An 18,627-nucleotide genomic window follows, 5' to 3' on the forward strand; every position below is an offset into this window, starting at 1 on the left:
TTATATGATTCCTATATTAGTTGTTTTTGTGAGATGCTATCTTGAAATATTACTTAATTATCATTGGCAAACCGCTGATAATGTTATCTTCTGAATATGAAACTGCAAGCCGGCACGCAATTAATATATCCAGTTATTCGGACCTCCACCAAAGAGCACTTCAATAATCACGATTCCTTAAAATTCGAATTATATATAATCAGACCGGGTTGATAACTCAATACCTAAGATTAATGCACTGGATATCCATTGTCAATAGCTTTTTGGAAGCTGTCCGGTTTCATTGCAGGAAACGGTGGCAAGGGGATGAGGCTCCCTCATTTGACTTAATTCATTTACAACAGCTTTGATCCCCATAGTCTGACCATATCCCTAAGGAGCCCGCTTATTGGAACAATCCGAATAGCAGACCAAGGAATCATTCGAGGTTTTTTCGCCCCAGCAATTTTGTCAGTTGGGGTAATTATATGTAACACAATATATTACATCGACCCAGCCCAATCGTTCCAATTAGCCAAAGCAATGGACTTAAGTTAAACTATATCAAGGAAATAGTTGACAATAAGGTGGTTCATTCATATAATTAGGCAGTCATTTTAAAATTTGATATTTTTATTTATGTCCTGTGTTAAGGCGAATCATTAATTCAAGGAGTTTATTATGTCCCGAACTTTGGCATTTTTGATAATCGCGGCAATCATGATCTCCATCATCTGGTCGTGCAGCAAGGATAACAAGGTAACAAACAATAATACCATTCCGGTGGAGTGCGCAGATAGTGTTGCGCCCACCTATGGGACTGCCCCCTTGGAGGTTCATTTTGACGCCAGCGCCTCAGGGGGTAACGGGACTTACACATATGAACGATATTTTCATAGCGGTAGCGGTAAGTTCGAGATAGATGATACTATATACACTTATCTTCAAAAAGGCATTTATTATGCGACTTTGCGCGTCAAGAGCGGGAATGCAGAATGCAATGACACCACCCGGATAGAGGTATATGGATATTCCTGCAGCTGCAGTGCCGACAAGGTCTCAGGGGATTCGCCGCTTCTGGTCCACTTCACCGGCAGTGTTACAGATCCGGGTGCACACACCTTCATTTGGGATTTTGGGAATAACAAGGACTCCTCTTTGGAACAGAATCCGTCATATACTATTACCGTTCCTGGAACATATTGGGTGGAATGCACCTCAATCAATAGTGCACTCGATACTTGCCGGAATTATATCAAAATCGAGGTTGGCTGCAACGAGGATCTTTCTCTTGATTGTGAGATTGATGTCTTATCAGACACCTCGGGCCCGGCTCCATTGACAGCTGTATTTGAAGCTCCCGTTTCGGGCGGGTGTCCTCCTTATAGCTATGCCTGGAATTTTGGTGATAATAATACCGGCACCGGTCAGCATGTTACCCATCGCTATGATGCGACGGGACCGATGACGGTTCAATTGACGGTTAACGATGTTAATAATAAGATATGTCAGTCTTCGACATTGATACGGGTAGATAATTTTTCCTGTGCGATATCGGTTCCGACCAAGATACGCGCCGGTGTCCCGGCGGTATTCACGGGGATAGTTTCGAATGGCACGGCGCCGTATAGTTATTCATGGGATTACGGGAATGGCTCGATTGGTAGCGGGCAGACCGACACGACCGTATTTAATGAGCCGGGTCTTTATCATATCAGTATGACCGCAACCGATGCCCATTCCGGTATCTGTGTTAGTTATCAGGATATAATAGTGACCTGCTCGCCGTTGAGAGTCACGGCCCGGGCGGATTCCTCAGGTTTTCTGCGTGATACTATATCATCAACCATCCCTGCCAGGGTTTCGCTTATATCCAGCCCCGATGGCGGATGTCCGCCCTTTGCATATGATTGGGATTTCGGTGACGGCAGTCAGCATTCTTCCGGAGTAAATACAACCCATGAATATTGCCAGCAGGGTATCTGGAAGGCGATTTTGCATATCACCGATACTTCCGGCAATTCGGCCAGGGACACCGTAACTATTGTCACCAGCACACCTCCAGGGAATACCATCTATTTGAATCAAAATATCAATTTTGACCCCGGAAGTTTTACATATACTGATGTTGATTTATCTTGTCCGGGGACCTCCAACTGCTCGGTTACTTCACCATCCGACGGTCAGGTTGTAATCGATCTGCATCCTGGCTACCAGGAAAAAGCAACGACCGTTGTTGATAATGGAATTGAATTTACTATCACTCGCAGCTGCGGTGGTGATTCCACTGCTTCAGCCACTGTTAAGATATTGTATGGGTACTATATTGACCTCAATAACCATAGTCAGTACACGGGAGACACAATTAGCGCATCCGTGAAAATTATCATCGAGGATATCACCGAGCAAGTCCCTATTGTATCAGCTAATTTGGGATCTTCAACGATTTCTAGATATGGAAGTACTCAATTATATTCATATCAGCAGCGTTATTATACGAGAGCGGATACCCTAGTCCGCCAGGTTCCTTTGGAACATAATCATGCCTACCGAGCCTATCTTGAAGTAGCCGGAAGTGCTAATAATGCCGGCATGGATGATATATATCTGACTGGTCAAATCGATACGCAAAATAAAGTTGCTGCCAAACTCTATCAGATACAGTTTATTTTTGAGCATTAGTTATAAGTAGCCGATTAGAGCAAAAGATAAAGACAAGAAGCTCTCCAACCCGGAATCAAAACGGGGGAGGGCTTCAATAGCGTCGGCATTGCTGCCGCTGGTCTTGGTAATGTGTCGGAGTAGGAACTCAACGCCATAGTGTTGCGATATCCTAAATCTGGCTCCAGTGCCGATACAAAGTGCGAGTTTGGTGTCGCTGACATCCTGCTGGAATCGTTTTCCAGTTCGGTCATAGGTCAAATCAAAAGAGAAGTTGGTAAAAGTGAGACCGACGCCAGCCTGCATGAAAGGCAGGAGTCGAGCATCTATTTGTTCAGTAAGATCATATCTGACGCCGGCAATAATCATAAGATCCCGTAAGGTCGTATGGTCATGAAGGCCGACATCGTTGAATATATATGAGACGTTGCGCTTATGAGTAAGCCTGTCAAAGCCGGCGAAGGCTCTAAGGCGGGCGAAGCGCATTATTCCAGATAGAGAGACTACTTTCCCCGAATTATAATGATCCGCAAATTTGCCGATGGGCAGAGTAGTTCCGGCGCCAACCGCCAAACTGAAATGCTCCATCCGCTTCAACAGTCGGTTGCGAATATTCTCAAATTCTTGCTGATAAGCGGAGTTGAAAGGTCGTCCCGGATTGGCGACGCGGATTTGGGCACGGAGGGCAGCTTCAAAAGCCGCTGTCACAGAATCTTGCTGCTTACTTGGGTCATTTATCGTCTTATAATGGATTTTTGCGAGAATGAGGAATGCAAAAGCGCGTTCCAACCCACCAGCTCTCGATGACCGCGTTACTGATCTGGCTTCCATTTCAGCGCAATGATAATCCCCTTCCATAAAAGAAGTATCAGCACGTTGATATGAAGGTTTGGCTGAAACAAAGGAACAGGGCGATTCTGCCTGTGACCATGATGACCCACTTAGAAGCAATATAACAGAAGATAGAATAAGAAAGATGCTCCATATTTTCATACATCTTGTTCTCGTGAAAAATGAGTAGATTATGCTGATCCTATTAGATTCTGTCATTCTCTCCTGAGTCATAAGCAATTATCAATGACCGTAAAAAAAGTTTGAAAATTCTTGGCAGCCAATATATTGTTCGGAATTGAAATTGGCAATGGAAAAAACTGTTGATAATCAAATGGGTCTATTGCGCTGAATATGGCCAATGGCTATATTAGACAAAAAGGTAATCCGAATAACCTGATTTTAGCGGTTGAGGTTGCATTTCGTAGCTTCTACCCAGAGCAATTCTGGAGCTAAAAGAGGAATTAGCGATAATGTCTGACTTGCAGAACGATTATTCGGCTGAGCAGGAACCTGAGGGTTCCAGGGACCCGTTAGGTATTTTGCAGGATATAGTTGGGGAAAATTATTATGTTAAGGGATATTTGGGCGGCGGTGGATTTGGACATATCTATCTGGCCGAGGACACCAGACCCTTTGGCCCCAAGGTAGTGCTTAAATTCCTTAAAGATCCTGAAAATCAGGAGCGGAGTCGGAGAGAGGCTGAAATCCTCAGCAGACTTGCGCATCCCAATATCAGTAAAATCCTTGGCTATTTGGATGACTGCAATGCCCTGGTAATGCTTTATATTGAAGGCAAGACATGTGGGGATATGCTGAGAGAAACTGAAAAGGAACGTTTCCCTGAACCACTCTTACACCGTGTAGCGACAGGGTTGCTAAATGCTCTTGATTACGTCCATCAGAAGGAAATATACCACCGAGATATAAACCCTAATAACATACTCATTGATGCCAACAAGAATGTCTATCTCATTGATTTTGGAATAGCTAAGAGCCTATTAGATGACAGGACGTCCACAAGTGATCGCGCCTTCACCCCGAATTTCGCTGCTCCAGAACGTCGTTCGGGAATAAGGAAATATGACTACGCGCGAGCAGATATTTATGAGTTAGGCGGCACGCTTTTCAAACTGGCGACAGGTGGTATACCTTATGTAAATCCTGAGAAGCCCAATGCAAAAGAATGGGGGGGAACCCGAGCTTCACTTCTGACACCCGAATTTCAGCGTTTTCTGAAAAAGGCCAGCAGTCCACATCCGGATGACCGATATGAGTCAGTCGCGGCGATGGAAAGTGATTTCGCTAAGATCAAGAGGTTATATTCTAGAAGGAAAAGGATTTCCTTCAAGAGCATAGTCACAGCTGCCATAATATTGGGAGGTCTTGCAGGCGTTTTTCTCATACTGAAAGAAGAGCGGTCGCCTGAGAAAGGACCGGTTGTTTCTTCTCCTGTAGAGACGGATTCGACGAATTTCGTCAAAAGGGATTCCATACTGCCGGTTATTATACCTCCTCAACCGAAACAAATAGAGAAGAAAGAAGAGGTTGTTCAGACAAGTAATCGCGTGAAGGACGCTGTTGCTGAAGCAAAGCCCGATAAGGTTTCATTTCCTGTTGATAATAGCAAGCAGAGCCCAGAAATTCTGGTAGTGATGAAACCGAGAACAACTCAAACCCATATATTTATTGTTCCCAGCGATAATACGATTTTGTCGGTTGACGATACTATTCGCCCGATAGGCTCCGCCTTTGAGACGAGACAGGGCATTCATCATATTAAAGTGATTAATCCGAATTGGCCAATTTTGATAGACACTTTTGTATCAGACCAACCTGAGATTACTCTGAGAAAGGATCTTAAGCAAGAATTCATAGACACTCCGGTTATTCCGATTCAATTCGTTCTTGTTCCCCCTGGGGCGAATTCTACAGCGAGCCTTAGAATCAACGGTCGTATTCAATTTTTTACAGAGTTTCCGACAGAAACAATAAGTCTGCACTCTGGTCGATATGATATCCGGGTGGACTTGAATAGTGATCTAGGACAGACTGGGCACCTCATGGTTCCGGATTCATGTGCCATGTTTCAAATTAAGGGAAATGAGAGAATTTCAGGTTTCGCAGGGGCTGAGGGAATAGCAGATCTTGGTTCACTCACTTCAAACAATCTTGTGATTCTGAAGATATATTGGTCACTTCAGAAGCAGTGACATTTGTCATTTAACAGCACATCTCTTGATATGATAGACTCCGTGTAACCGGGCTTGCCAGTCGACTTCGTACAGGTGTGACGAACGGAGTGATCTATTAATTTCAAACAGGGCCAAAGCCTGGAATCTGTGGTTTCTGTGGTATGGGAGATCCGGCGACATTCCAGGCGGAAATATAGGGCCGGGAGGAGGCGCCGAAGAATTTGGTTAAATTGAAAAACGAAGCAGGAGCGGCCATATTTTGGGACCCAGAGGGAGCCATTTTTTCCCAGTGAAACCTCTATGCATAGATTACTCAGGCGGCAGAAAATGATGGCCAAATAAGATACCCGGATATTAATGTCCACTTTTAATTAAGAAAGTGACCTGAAGGCTTGTGCCCGTTTTGTGACAACTCCAATACAAAACAGATCAAAACATATCAAAAGACATCAAAACACATCAAAGACCGAATTCATTGGCATTTTTGCAGTTATGACGGAATTCCTTGATTATCAAGGGGTTGCGAAAAGGCTGCCTTACGAATCCGGGGTTCGAATCCCTGCACCGCTATTAAATCTAAGCTAATGACTGACAATGTGTTACGGCGATCAATTTCAGTTTTTTGGACACGTGTGACAGAATTGTGGCATTTCTTTCGCTCGGCCTGGCTCCATCGTGATGCTCCGCCAGCAATTCTATTCCAAGGTGGGATTCTTTCCCAACATTTTGCCCATATAGAATATGTCCATGGGTATGATAAATGCAATTATGATATTAAGAAGAAATTTATGGAATCTCTTTTCTATAGGTATTTTCTGATTTAAATAATACTCATACACTGTCATTCTGTTACCTATTAGGCGAAGTGGAGCCATTATATATTACAAGCAAAGCCACTCCGAGAAAATATACTTTAACCAGAATACTATTTGCTTCATTTATTATTTCCTGCCGGGTTGAACTCAATTTTGAATTCGGTCTTTTTTTCTTCGTTCATTCGAAGATTAAAACTGAAGCCGTGATTGACGAGGATTTCCCGGACGAGAGTTAAGCCGATACCCTGGCCGTTCTTCTTAGTCGTAAAGAAGGGGATAAATAAATCGGCGGCGACTTGAGGATCAATGCCGTGACCGGAATCGATAATTTGCAGAGTCTTGGGTGCGATCAAAGTGCGGATTGTAATGTTGCCGTCGGATTCAATCGATTCGGCGGCGTTCTTAACGATATTAACCAGCGCCTGTTCCATCTGGCCGACATCGATTTCAACATCAAGCGTGCCCGGCGCAAGCTCCCAACGCCATTCGATATTTCTTTTCTGGCACTCGGCCTGCATCAGGGTATGAATTGATTCAAGCAATTTATGTAAATCATATTTCTCTTTGAGTGGCGCCGGCATCCGCACGATATCGGCATAATTTCCGACAAATCGGCTCAGTCCCATATTTCTCTTGATAGCAACATTGATAGCATCGGTATAATCGATCCGGTCGGTTTCTTTCAGTTGCGAATTATAATCAAGGATGGAATTGAGAATCGAATTGATCGCGCCGACCGAATTATTGACTTCGTGTGACATGGCGCGGATAACTTTTTCATAGGCCCCTTTTTGAGTTTCGATTATCTCCTGAGTTAATTCTTCGATCATAACAAACTGGCGATGAAAACCGTGATCCAGAAAATGCGACTTGTGACAACGGTACATCCGAATGCCATCGATTCTGACGACCAATGGTTTCCCCTCATCTAAATTAAGCAGGCAATTCCAGGGACTGTTTGCAAGACAGTTCGGGGAGAGAATTTCGGAGTCCAAAACCTTCAATCCCAGAATCCGTTCGGCGGCGGGATTAAGAAGGGAGATATTGCCATTCAAATCAAATATTACCAAGCCAATAGGGGTCGCCTCGATTAATCGTTCCAGGAAATAATGCTGTTCGCGCTGGATGAGGCGTTCTTTTCGCAATTGCTCGATCATTCGATTATAGACATCAATCAGAGAGTCCAATTCCTCATGGCCGGTTTTAATCAGGGTAGAGCTGAAATCACGATCCCGAATTGATTCGACGCCCGAGGCGAGGATATCAAGCGGGCGGACAAAATTGCGATAGAGCCGGTACGAAATATAGGCGCTAATCAAGACCAATATTTGAATGCCGAAAAAGAATATTTTGTTATAGGTAAGCAGGAGATAAGCCAGAATGGTCAAGAGCAGATGAATGGTTATGACAAAGAATATAAATCTACGGCGCAGTTTCATAAGGGATTCCGTATTTATCCAGCCGGCGGTACAGGGCGCCGCGACTGAGGCCAAGGGAACGGGCAACACGGCTGATATTCCCCTGGTGAATTTGCATGGCCTTCTGAATCATTGATTTTTCTACTTCTTCCAACGTGACAGTTCCTACAGCAGGGATGGTGATTGTCTCGGATTGCCGCGGCGATTGTTTATATTGATCCTGAAAATCGTTTACTTCCATTATATCATGAGCCGTTACCAGAACGGTTCTCTCGACCAGATTTTTTAGCTCACGAATATTCCCGGGCCAGGGGAGAGTTTTCAGCCAACTAATGGCCATGGGTGCGACCTTCAAACCGGGGCGCCCGTAGAGTTGTTTGAGATTATCGACAAAATTCTGAACGAGCAGGGCGATGTCATCGGGACGTTCCCGTAGCGGCGGAATGTGCAAGGAGATGAGGTTAATTCTATAAAATAGATCCTCCCGGAAATGTCCGGAGGCAACCATCTGTTCTAGATCCCGATTAGTGGCGGAAATAAGGCGAAAATCGACGGTCTTCGTGATGCTTGTTCCCAAGACATTAAAAGCTCTATCCTGCAGAACCCGCAATAATTTCACCTGATTAATTTGTTCGAGGTCGCCGATCTCATCAAGGAAAATAGTGCCGCCGTGGGCCGATTCAAAGCGTCCGATACGATCATATACGGCGCCGGTGAAGGCTCCTTTTTTATGGCCAAACATCTCGCTCTCGAAGAGGGCCGATGGAATTCCTCCAAGATTGACTTTAACAAAGGGAGCATTGCGGCGCTGGCTGTTGGCGTGAATGGCCTCCGCCACCAGTTCCTTGCCGGTCCCGCTCTCGCCCAAAATTAAAATGGCGGCATCGGTATAACTCACTCGTCCAACCATATTTAATATATAGAGCAATTTATCATTGACACCGATAATATTCTCAAAATTATATAATTGATTTAGTTTAACGCGATCATATGTCGATGGTGCGGAAGAGCCATCCCGGCGGGATAGCTGTAAGATCGTTTTAATTGAGGCCAGAAGATAATCGTTATTCCATGGTTTGGTTATGAAATCGGATGCCCCTCTTTTCATACCTTCCACCGCCAGCGGTATCGAGCCCCAGGCGGTAATGAGAATGACCGGCAGTTCGGGGCATTTTTCTTTAAGCTGTTCTAAAAGTTTCAGGCCTTCTTCGCCGGAAGTGGCGCGGGTAAAATTCATATCAAGGATGCAGAGCGAAGGGGTGCTCCTCTCGATGGCTTCCAAGGCCTGTTCCGGATTTGCGGCCATGATCATTTCAAAGCCGGCTCTTTTGAGAAGGAGATTAAGTGAGGATCGAATCGCCTCATCATCATCGACTATTAATATCATGACAGTACTTTCCCTATTGCAATGATCCAAGCATCATCCTGACTATTCATTGTGAAGCGCTTCTGCCGGCTGAATCCGCGCAGCCAGCAAACTGGGATAAATCGCACATACTGTCAAAATAAGATATATCAAACCACCGGCAGACACAAGGGATAAGAAGAAGATGCCGCTGCCGATAGGTTTAGAGACTCCCAGCACCGCCAGATTCACTACAATCGGAATTCCAGCCAGGATGGCCAGCGTCCCCAGGGCTATTGTCTCACCCCATATTTGGAAAGGTATTAATCGGGAATCGGCTCCCATAGCGCGCCGCAGGCCGATCTCGCCGCGGCGGCGACTGATCGATTGCCAAAAAATACCAAAGAGTCCGAGGACGACGTTGAATAGTAGAAAAACCGCGATGATCATAGGGGTTAAAATTGCTATTGCCATATCCCGTAATCTGAAATCCCGCGCCTCCGAAAGCGGTGTTATCCGAAAATTGATATCGGGTGCCAGCGATGATAAGCGCCGCTGCAATTGAAGTTCGAATGAAACCGAAGTCCCTTCATTTACGCGAACCATCGCGGCGTAAGGAATACTTGAAGAATCATCCCATAACTGGCGCATAAAGAGTTCGCCTTCGGGCTCATTCAATTCCCCTCTGGGACGAAAGGTGCTGATAACGCCTATAATATTGTATTTTTTACCATTCTGATTCTGTTCACTGTCGGTGAGGTCCTGGATATCCTCGCCAATTGCCCTGTTATCGCCAAAGATCCTCTTTTTAAGCGTTTCATCTATTACGATCGGCTCATTGACGGCCGCATTGTCTTCGGGGCCAAACCACCTGCCCTCAACCAGAGTCATCTGCATGGTCTTGAAGTAATCGTCACCGACATAACTGACGCCGGAATATATCGAAGTGCCGTTGTAATCGAATGAGTTATTAAACCGCATATTGCCATAGGGGATATTGCCGATGATGAAGTCCGCCTCCTTTACTTCAGGAAACGATTTAATTTCACTTATTAAGAGGCGATATTTCGCGGCGTCCTCGGCGCCCATCTTTCCAAGGGATTCGCCTTTAGTCGCTTCAAGCCGGACATCCCAGAGATTCTTATAATCAAAACCCACCGGTCTAAAATAGTTCAACATACCCGATATAAGTATGTCACATACTACAAAGGCAACAATGAACGACAAAAAGATTTCGATTAGAAGCAGGGACATGCTCTTCTTTCTGTTCCAGATCAGTTTTATAATATGGCGTATCATCGGCTTATTCCTTTCAGCGCTTCGGCGGGATGGAGACGCGACATCCGATATGATGGCAGGACTCCCGAGAAAATACCGAAGAAAACGGTGACGATCATACTGTAGAAAAATACTTTCATGTCAAGTTCGATGTATCCCCATGGAACCACGCCGCTGGCATTTATGAGCAAAAGCGCTATCCACGATAAAATATATGCAATCAGCCCGCCGATAAGAGTAAGAATGACATTTTCTATTATGAATTGACCCATCAAAGTCGATGACGAAGCTCCAAAAGCCTTTCTTATTCCAATTTCGGGGAATCTCTCCATGATGCGGCTGATATTGACGGTCGTGAGATTCACGGCCGGCAGGAGCATAAAGAGGATCATCATGCCAATGATGCCTAAGAAAGTGACGATTTCGCTCTGACCGGCCTCCGTCATAAATGATTCAGACATGGTACCTATAAAACAGTCAAGCGAGGTGATTTGCAGGGCATCCTTATGGTCTTTAATCAATTGCTCCATATGACTTTGGAATTCATTTTTTATCGGTGCGAATTGCGATTTGTCGGCGGCTTGCATCAAAGCGAATTCATCGCCCCATAATTCTTTGCTGTTCATTGCTCCGAGGGAAGTCGTAAGAGGAACAAAGATATCGGCATTGAGAAATATCGCCCTTATTTCTCGAAAAGGGATAATCCCGATAATTCGGTACGTCCCCTTGGAGGTCTCCAGATATTCGCCAAGAGCCGGTTTTGTACCGAATATATTTTGTCCGGCGCGATCGGTAATGACCGCCACCATTTCGGCCCTGTCTACGGCTTCCTTCTTAAAAGACATTCCTTCCAGAAAAGGAAATTCAGCAATATCCCAGAAAACGTCGTCGGTGTATTTTATTTTTAATGGAATTCTTTTATTTTCGGAATATATAACCGCTTCATGGGCTTCAGAGAAAATTGAAATCGCTTCGGGACCCTTGAGATTGCGGACATATTGATCGAGCACGTAATAGCTGGGATAGCTTATAATATGGCCTTTCTTAAAACGGGCCTCGATACGGTTTACAATCATGCATCGATCCAGTCGGGAGCCGGATTTCCCCATAGATGTTGCATGATTCATCAGAGCGACCGAAACCGTCAGGACGGACAGGGTAATGATAATCCCAAAGAGACTGATGAAAGTATAATATTTTTGCCGCAGCAGTCCTTTTAGCGCGATTTTAAAATAATTCCTCAGCATATAGTTCTCCTAAGACACCTGGCTGCCGTCAAAGAGGCGAATTATTCGATTGGTGCGGTCGGCGATCTCTTCATTATGAGTAACAATCGCGATCGTGACTTTCTCTTCTTTGTTCAGGGTGAGCAATATTTCCATTATTTCATTGCTCATGTTGGAATCGAGATTGCCGGTCGGTTCATCGGCCAAAATTATTTTCGGATCACTGACAATTGCACGGGCCACGGCCACTCGCTGACACTGACCGCCGGAAAGCTGTGTCGGGAAATGCTTGGTTCTGGCGCTCAAGCCGACCTTCGCCAGTGCGTCCAAAGCCCTTCGCTGTCGTTCACCGGCAGTCATCTTGCGGTAAATCAAAGGCAATTCGACATTATCCACGACGCTGAGATCGGCGATCAAATGGAAGCTTTGGAATACAAAACCGATCATCTTGTTCCGCAGACGCGCCATCTCCTTTTCGCTCATCCCCACCACATTATTGCCCCCTATCAGCACTTCGCCCTCAGTCGGGGCATCGATCAGCCCCATAATGTTAAGCAACGTGCTCTTGCCCGAGCCCGATGGCCCCATAATCGAAAGAAATGATCCCTCCGGCACTTCAATATTGATATTGTGCAGTGCCAGTGTCTCCACGCTGGAGGTGCGATAGATTTTTTCAACCTGATTCAGACTAATCATGTCCATAACCTTATCTATTTTGAGAAATTGCATCTTTTCTGTTTTTTATCGTAAGAAGCTTCGCCTCCCGATATTTTTTCATATCCGAGACAATTACAGTATCACCGGGAGAGATTCCCCCTTGTACCTCCACCCAGTTGAAATTGGCGGCGCCAATATCGACTTTGCGGGACTGGGCTCGATTTCCATTAATAACAAAGATGGTTTGATCATGGAGACCTTCGTAAAAGGGCCCGTTTGAGACACGTACAACATTATTGACGCTCGAGGTCACCACAAAGACATCAGTACGGAGATTGGGACGAAGAATTTCATCGTTGGGATTATCCAGTTGGACATCAAAGGAAGTCAGGCTGTTGCGGACCAGGGGCGAAATAGAACTGATTTTGCCGTCAATTATTTTCTCGCCAATCCTTATTCGCACGATCTGACCGACCGCGATCAGACCGGAATTGATAGAGGATATCTCACCCTGCAGCCGATAGCGGCTAAGATCAGCCACCCGTGCCACCACGTCTCCCTCTCTGATCGGAAATCCGATGGAATCGTTCACCCAGGTGACGATTCCGTCGAGCGTCGAGGGGGCATTCGAGAGAGCCAGCCGGCGGCTGATTTCGTTTAATGTTTTTTCCTGAAGATGAACCTGCAGCAAAAGGGATTGCAGGTCCGTTTCCATCGAAGCGCGCTGATTATCGATCTGAAGATTCAAGACCGCCAGTTCGCGATCCGCGATTTCTGAAGCAAGCGCGGCTCGTTGCAGCTCTTCCTCACTGCTGGCCCCGATCTCATTTAGCCGTTTGATACGGTCATATTGAATTCTGACAAATCGCGCCTGAAGTTCTTTAACTTCCTTGGAGGCCTGCAATTCCGCCTGTTTTCGCTCCAGCTCCAGCCCCATCTGAGTTCTCTTATACCGCAATAATTCCAATTGCTCTTTTGTCTTATCATATTCAATTTGAAGATTATCTTTTTCCAATTCGAGGATTGACTGCCCCGCCTTGACATTATCGCCGGGTCGAAGAAGACACTTGCGCAAAATGCTGTTATTTGGTGCGGTAATGGCCTGTTCTATTTCCGGGACAATCGTTCCGCTGGCATTGAGAGTGGCTTCAATATCGCCACTTTCTGCCACCGAATATCTTATCCGCGCCCATTCCACCGAACGGGTACTGAATTGCCTGATGATGAAAATTATTAATAGAAATGAAATAAAAATGGATATTCCGACTATCCAGCGTTTGCGCCGCTGTTTTAATATGATATCTTTTGGCAACTGTCGATCCATAGAATTTTATCCTCAGAAAATTTAATTTCTGCTTAATCAATATCAATATCTGTGCCAACGGGTAAGTTGCAGTATGGCAATATAATAAGTCCGGCATCCGGATAAAATACTGTCCGGAAATGGACAGTTTGCACGATATTTGATAATTGCTTAAGACTCAGAGCAAGGTGGACGAAGAAAATTAGCGTCGACCGGTAGATTTCATATCCGCTTGATTATCAAACATAGCCGAGTCCAGAAGCCACGGCGAAAAAGATTCGTTTATAGACGCGACAGAAGTTTTGGCAGTAGAGAAGATTCGGATCAATTTGATGAAGTTAAAAATGGAGCAGAAATTGCCAAATGTGTAATATAGACAATCATACCCAGAATTGCTCAAGACAGCGACCAAATGATTTGTGCCAGATTTGTGACAACTTCAATACAAAACATATCAAAACAGATCAAAAGACATCAAAGCACATCAAAGACCGAATTTATTGGCATATTTAAAGTTATGGCGGAATTCGTTGATTACTAACAGGTTGCGAAAATGGGTCCTTGCGAATCCGGGGTTCGAGTCCCTGCACCGCTATTTATTGCAATACAAAACCATACTTGGCCAATGATAGATTATATATATCAATTATTGTGTTCAAGTCCGGCAACGGCCTCTGAACGAAGGTTTTCGGCCACTTATCTGAATGGTTTGTGAAATTCCCGGTCCATGAAACCAATAAGAGTTTATGAACTGCAAATTAAAGATACTTAAGCTCTGGCAGAACGGATGCTCTTCGTTAAGCAAGGGTCGGGGGAAAGGAATCTTAATGGTGAACTCCAAGCTAATGGCTGAATTACTAATCAATTTGACAATGCTGAGCGGACTCTCGGCGAGCCATTGAAATCCTTCTCGGGCAACGATGACAAAATCCTCGTGCAGTTCATGCAAGACATGAATTCGGTGATAGGCAGTTCTATGACGGGCAGATTCGAAGGAATGATAAATATGAGATAATTGCCGGTTGAAAGGAAAGGGATAGATCCGGCTAATTTCAGTGAAGAAGTTTTTGATAACTGAATAAATTTAGCGGAATGACTGTGTTTTGCGTGGATCCCAAGAATAAGGAGATAATCCTTCAAAATCTCTCATTTCTTGGTATTCCCGAGTTCCGTCATGATTCGATGCTGGCCGAAATATCCATTTACGAGAGCCTCAATAGCCTTCTCCAATCGTTTCCAACCATAATTGGAATGCAGGTCAATTCCCATATATTCATCGGCCACTTTCGACTGCAGAACCAGAAAAGTAATGCCGGCATGGAGCAGCGCGGCCGCGGCACCGAGGTCAATATCGCAGTATTTAGCGGCATCTATTGGAAGTGCCCCCAATATCTCGGTCCGCTGTTTTTCGCGGATCCGGGACAATTGCTCGGTCAGCTCGTTTTTCTGAATCAATTCCCAGCGCATGATTTCTTGGGTCACTTTGCGGCGACGAATCTCTTTGAGATAATTGCTGAGCAGAGTAACGCTGATCTGCTCGGTATTGGTAACACGTCGTAAATTAATATCGGCGCCGAGAAGCTCAGTGGCTGAAGGCCAATAGCCCCCCTCTTGCGCAAAGGCGCGAAGAAGCTCGGCAAGGCCACCGAAGTAACGATAGATGAGAACTTTGCTGACCTTGGCTTCACGGGCAATCGAATTAATTCCCAGGTTTTCGAATCCCTTTTGCGACAACAGACGCCCCAGAGCCTGCAATATTCTTTCTCGAGTCATTTCCTTATCACGCTCCATTTGTCACTCCTGCCAATTTGTCAAATAATATGTCGGATTTTCCCGAATTTCTCTGTCTAAGACGGCTTTCAAATGAAAAGGCCGGGGATTCAGCACTCTCACGCCTTTCTGGATACAATGCCGAATCGCGTCAACTGAAAGATAAAGACTTTTTTCCTAAACACCACATATATTCAGCATTGATTTCGACACCAAAATGTAAGAGAGATTTTAGCAAATAACCATCAGACCTGCCGCGAAGTGGGATTTATTATTCGAAAGACAGAATCTGTAAGGTGTTGAGGCAAATTTATGTAACCAATGGGTAACGCGCATGGGAATACGTTACCGTATGGTTACTAATGACCATGAGTGGCCTTAAATCTTAGCCCACCGCGACTGCATTTGGTATACTGCCCGGTTACATTGCTTTAACCCATAATTAATTAATCATATGGTTTTCAACAACTTCATATCGAGATCCAATAAAGACATAAAACAGGATTGTTAGTATCATATATTTATTGATAATGTATACTATTTTTATCCCTTTATGCAATTGTGCTTTCTTTTTTGTGCTGTAAACCCCCTTCGGCCAAAATGTGACAAATAACTTTTCTCTTGACGCTGTTTTGATTCAAGGTAGATTCCAAAATAGAGATTCTATAAAACGGACGACTTCTATTTATTACAAAATTCGTCCTATTTAGTCCGAATCGTTAAGCGATCTGAGTGAGGTCATATGAAAGATGAAATAGTTCCTCTTCCAAAAGCTGAAGCCGAATTACGGGCGGCTTTCTGGAACCAGGTTAGTAGTTTCCCCGAGGGGTATAAAATCAAGCACTGTCTTCAATGTGGGACCTGTTCCGGGACCTGCCCCGTTTCTTACGCGATGGATATCAGTCCCCGGCAAATTATCGCCCTTTTCCGGGCGGGACACATTGAGGAAATTCTCAGCAGCCGTGCCATCTGGCTCTGCGCATCCTGCTATTCCTGCACGGTGCGCTGTCCGGCAGGTATCAAAATCACCGACACCCTCTATGCCCTCAAAAGGCTGGCCATGGAGAAGGAAATCTACCCGCGCCGTTTCCCTGTCCACTCGCTGTAAGAGGCTTTTGCAAATAATGTCTACTAATATGGACGATACTATGAATTAGGTCTGGGCATCAGGTATCTTTTGTCGACCGACATTGTGAAATTATTCTCCAATATAGGTTATGGTCTCAGGATGATAAAACGGGGTCGTCTCGCCATCATCCCGAAAAAGCTCAAACGGATCAATCAGATCCGGGCTATTATTGAGAAAGCCAATCAATTCGAGGAGGCCTGATGTTAGAGTATGCTTATTACCCCGGTTGCAGCCTGGAGCACACGGCCAGCCCCTATGATAAATCGATTCGAGCCGTTTTCCAAACGCTGGGAGTCGGCTTGCATGAAATCGAAGATTGGAATTGCTGCGGCGCCACGATGTATATGTCCACCAAGAAGATTGTCGGCTATTCTATCAGTGCGCGCAATCTCGCCATAGCGCAGAATATGGGGATGCCGATTTGTGCTCCTTGCAGCAGTTGTTATACCATCCTTCAAAAGACCAATCGTCACATTGCCTGGGATCCCAAAGAGCGAGCCAAAATAAATGAGGCCCTTAAGGCCGCCGATCTCTCCTACGATACCCATGTTGATGTCCGCCATCCTCTTGATATCCTGTCAAACGATATTGGACTGAATGCCATTGCCGCTCGGGTTGTAACCCCCCTTAAAGGCCTCAGAGTGGCGCCATATTATGGCTGCCAGATTGTTCGACCCCACGGGCAATTTGATGATGTCGATGACCCGGTCAAAATGGATCAACTCCTTTCTCGCATTGGCGCGGAAGTAGTCCATTATCCCTGTAAAGTGCGCTGTTGCGGAGGGATGTTGATGACCACTCAACAGAATATTGCCCTGGCCCTGAATCTGAAGCTTTTGGAGGCGGCTGCGGACAATGGCGCCGACATGATTGCCACCGCCTGTCCGCTCTGCCAGATGAATCTGGAAGCTTATCAGAAGAAGATCAATAAAGCCTTCAATCGTAATTTCAATATTCCGGTGGTTTATTTCAGCCATCTTCTGGGCATTGCCTTAGGCATCAAGCCCAACCAGATGGGAATCGAGCAATTTATCATCAGCCCGGATAAACTCACGAGTATTGCCGGGGAGGTAAAAATATGAGCGTTGTTCCCTCTAGCAATAGTAATGCTCGAATCGGTGTCTATGTTTGCCACTGCGGCACAAATATCGCAAAGACGGTCGACGTGGTTAAGGCGGCGGAGGCGATGCAGAATCTGCCCGGGGTTGTCGTATCGCGACACTATCGTTTTATGTGCTCCGATCCCGGTCAGGAACTGATACAAAAAGATGTTAAAGAGCAGAACCTGAATCGCATTGTAGTAGCCGCATGCAGTCCTCTCATGCACGAAGCTACTTTCCGTAAAGCGGTGGAATCAGCCGGCCTGAATCGCTATTTCTTCGAGATGGCCAATATCCGCGAACAGGTCAGCTGGGTGACCATTGACCCCCGAACCGCAACCGAAAAGGCCATAAGGCTTCTTCGCGGAGCGGTGGCCCGGATCAAATTTCACGAACCGCTTGAAATGCGCCGTGTCCCCATTACAAAACGCGTTCTCATTATTGGAGGCGGTATTGCGGGCATTGAATCGGCACTGCAGATTGCCGACGCCGGTTTCGAAGTGATTCTAGTGGAAAAAGACTCCTCTATCGGTGGCCATATGTCCCGTTTTGATAAAACCTTTCCCACTCTCGATTGCGCAGCCTGCATTCTTACGCCGAAAATGGTCGCCGTAGGGAAACATCCCAACATTCGGCTGATGACCTGGGCCGAAATTGAGGATGTCCAGGGATATGTGGGGAATTTCAAAGTGAAGATTCGAAAGAAAGCCCGCTATGTCGATCCAACTCAATGCAATAGTTGCGGCTCATGCTATGAAGCCTGCCCCAGTCGTCCTTATCCGACATCACGCAGGTTGATGCTTGGTAAGCAGATTATCAAAGAAGGAAAAGCGCTGGAAATTCGTCATCCCGGCATTATGGGACCGGAACATGACCTGACCGTCCTGACCGGCGCACAGCCGATGCCGGAAGCTTCTACC

The 18,627-nt window shown here is 45.5% G+C and carries 13 protein-coding genes and 1 pseudogene; 6 read left to right on the forward strand and 8 right to left on the reverse strand.

Features of this window, described 5'->3' with window-relative positions:
* The first annotated feature begins 660 nt into the window (after positions 1-660).
* Positions 661-2,661, forward strand: coding sequence for a PKD domain-containing protein (locus NT002_00960; GenBank protein MCX6827843.1), 2,001 nt, complete (start codon positions 661-663; stop codon positions 2,659-2,661).
* On the opposite strand, the gene NT002_00965 is transcribed toward NT002_00960, so the two are convergent.
* Positions 2,662-3,633 (reverse strand): hypothetical protein, encoded by a 972-nt coding sequence (locus tag NT002_00965; GenBank protein ID MCX6827844.1) that lies wholly within the window; start codon positions 3,631-3,633, stop codon positions 2,662-2,664. It abuts the gene before it with no gap.
* Between the two features lie 311 nt (positions 3,634-3,944).
* On the opposite strand from NT002_00965, the gene NT002_00970 reads away from it, so the two are divergent.
* Positions 3,945-5,684: a serine/threonine-protein kinase gene (locus tag NT002_00970; GenBank protein MCX6827845.1), complete on the forward strand. Its 1,740-nt coding sequence runs from the start codon at positions 3,945-3,947 to the stop codon at positions 5,682-5,684.
* 916 nt (positions 5,685-6,600) lie between these two features.
* Here NT002_00970 and NT002_00975 read toward each other — a convergent pair.
* From NT002_00975 to NT002_01005, 7 genes are all read right to left on the reverse strand, one after another.
* Positions 6,601-7,920 carry an ATP-binding protein gene (locus NT002_00975; GenBank protein MCX6827846.1) on the reverse strand — a complete coding sequence of 440 codons (1,320 nt, stop codon included), beginning with the start codon at positions 7,918-7,920 and terminating at the stop codon, positions 6,601-6,603.
* Entirely contained in the window at positions 7,904-9,286 is a 1,383-nt protein-coding gene (locus NT002_00980; protein MCX6827847.1) for a sigma-54 dependent transcriptional regulator, read from the reverse strand. The genes NT002_00975 and NT002_00980 overlap by 17 nt, the downstream gene beginning before the upstream one ends.
* 42 nt (positions 9,287-9,328) lie before the next feature.
* Positions 9,329-10,543: an ABC transporter permease gene (locus NT002_00985; protein ID MCX6827848.1), complete on the reverse strand. Its 1,215-nt coding sequence runs from the start codon at positions 10,541-10,543 to the stop codon at positions 9,329-9,331.
* Positions 10,540-11,769: an ABC transporter permease gene (locus NT002_00990; protein ID MCX6827849.1), complete on the reverse strand. Its 1,230-nt coding sequence runs from the start codon at positions 11,767-11,769 to the stop codon at positions 10,540-10,542. The genes NT002_00985 and NT002_00990 overlap by 4 nt, the downstream gene beginning before the upstream one ends.
* 9 nt (positions 11,770-11,778) lie before the next feature.
* Positions 11,779-12,444, reverse strand: coding sequence for an ABC transporter ATP-binding protein (locus NT002_00995; GenBank protein MCX6827850.1), 666 nt, complete (start codon positions 12,442-12,444; stop codon positions 11,779-11,781).
* Between the two features lie 10 nt (positions 12,445-12,454).
* The gene (locus NT002_01000) at positions 12,455-13,729 is read right to left on the reverse strand and encodes an HlyD family efflux transporter periplasmic adaptor subunit (protein ID MCX6827851.1); all 1,275 of its coding nucleotides are present in this window, start codon (positions 13,727-13,729) and stop codon (positions 12,455-12,457) included.
* 1,125 nt (positions 13,730-14,854) lie between these two features.
* The gene (locus NT002_01005; GenBank protein MCX6827852.1) at positions 14,855-15,499 is read right to left on the reverse strand and encodes a helix-turn-helix domain containing protein; all 645 of its coding nucleotides are present in this window, start codon (positions 15,497-15,499) and stop codon (positions 14,855-14,857) included.
* Positions 15,500-16,220: 721 nt separating this feature from the next.
* Here NT002_01005 and NT002_01010 point away from each other — a divergent pair.
* From NT002_01010 to NT002_01025, 4 genes and pseudogenes are all read left to right on the forward strand, one after another.
* Positions 16,221-16,586, forward strand: coding sequence for a 4Fe-4S dicluster domain-containing protein (locus tag NT002_01010; GenBank protein MCX6827853.1), 366 nt, complete (start codon positions 16,221-16,223; stop codon positions 16,584-16,586).
* A gap of 69 nt (positions 16,587-16,655) precedes the next feature.
* Positions 16,656-16,808, forward strand: a complete 153-nt coding sequence (locus NT002_01015; protein ID MCX6827854.1) for a hypothetical protein — start codon at positions 16,656-16,658, stop codon at positions 16,806-16,808.
* Complete coding sequence (locus NT002_01020) at positions 16,808-17,689, forward strand: CoB--CoM heterodisulfide reductase iron-sulfur subunit B family protein (GenBank protein ID MCX6827855.1); 882 nt, start codon at positions 16,808-16,810, stop codon at positions 17,687-17,689. The genes NT002_01015 and NT002_01020 overlap by 1 nt, the downstream gene beginning before the upstream one ends.
* Positions 17,686-18,480: pseudogene (locus NT002_01025) on the forward strand (FAD-dependent oxidoreductase). The gene NT002_01020 and the pseudogene NT002_01025 overlap by 4 nt, the downstream one beginning before the upstream one ends.
* Positions 18,481-18,627 lie beyond the last annotated feature (147 nt).

The sequence above is a fragment of the Candidatus Zixiibacteriota bacterium genome, assembly GCA_026397505.1.
Classification (GTDB): domain Bacteria; phylum Zixibacteria; class MSB-5A5; order GN15; family PGXB01; genus JAPLUR01.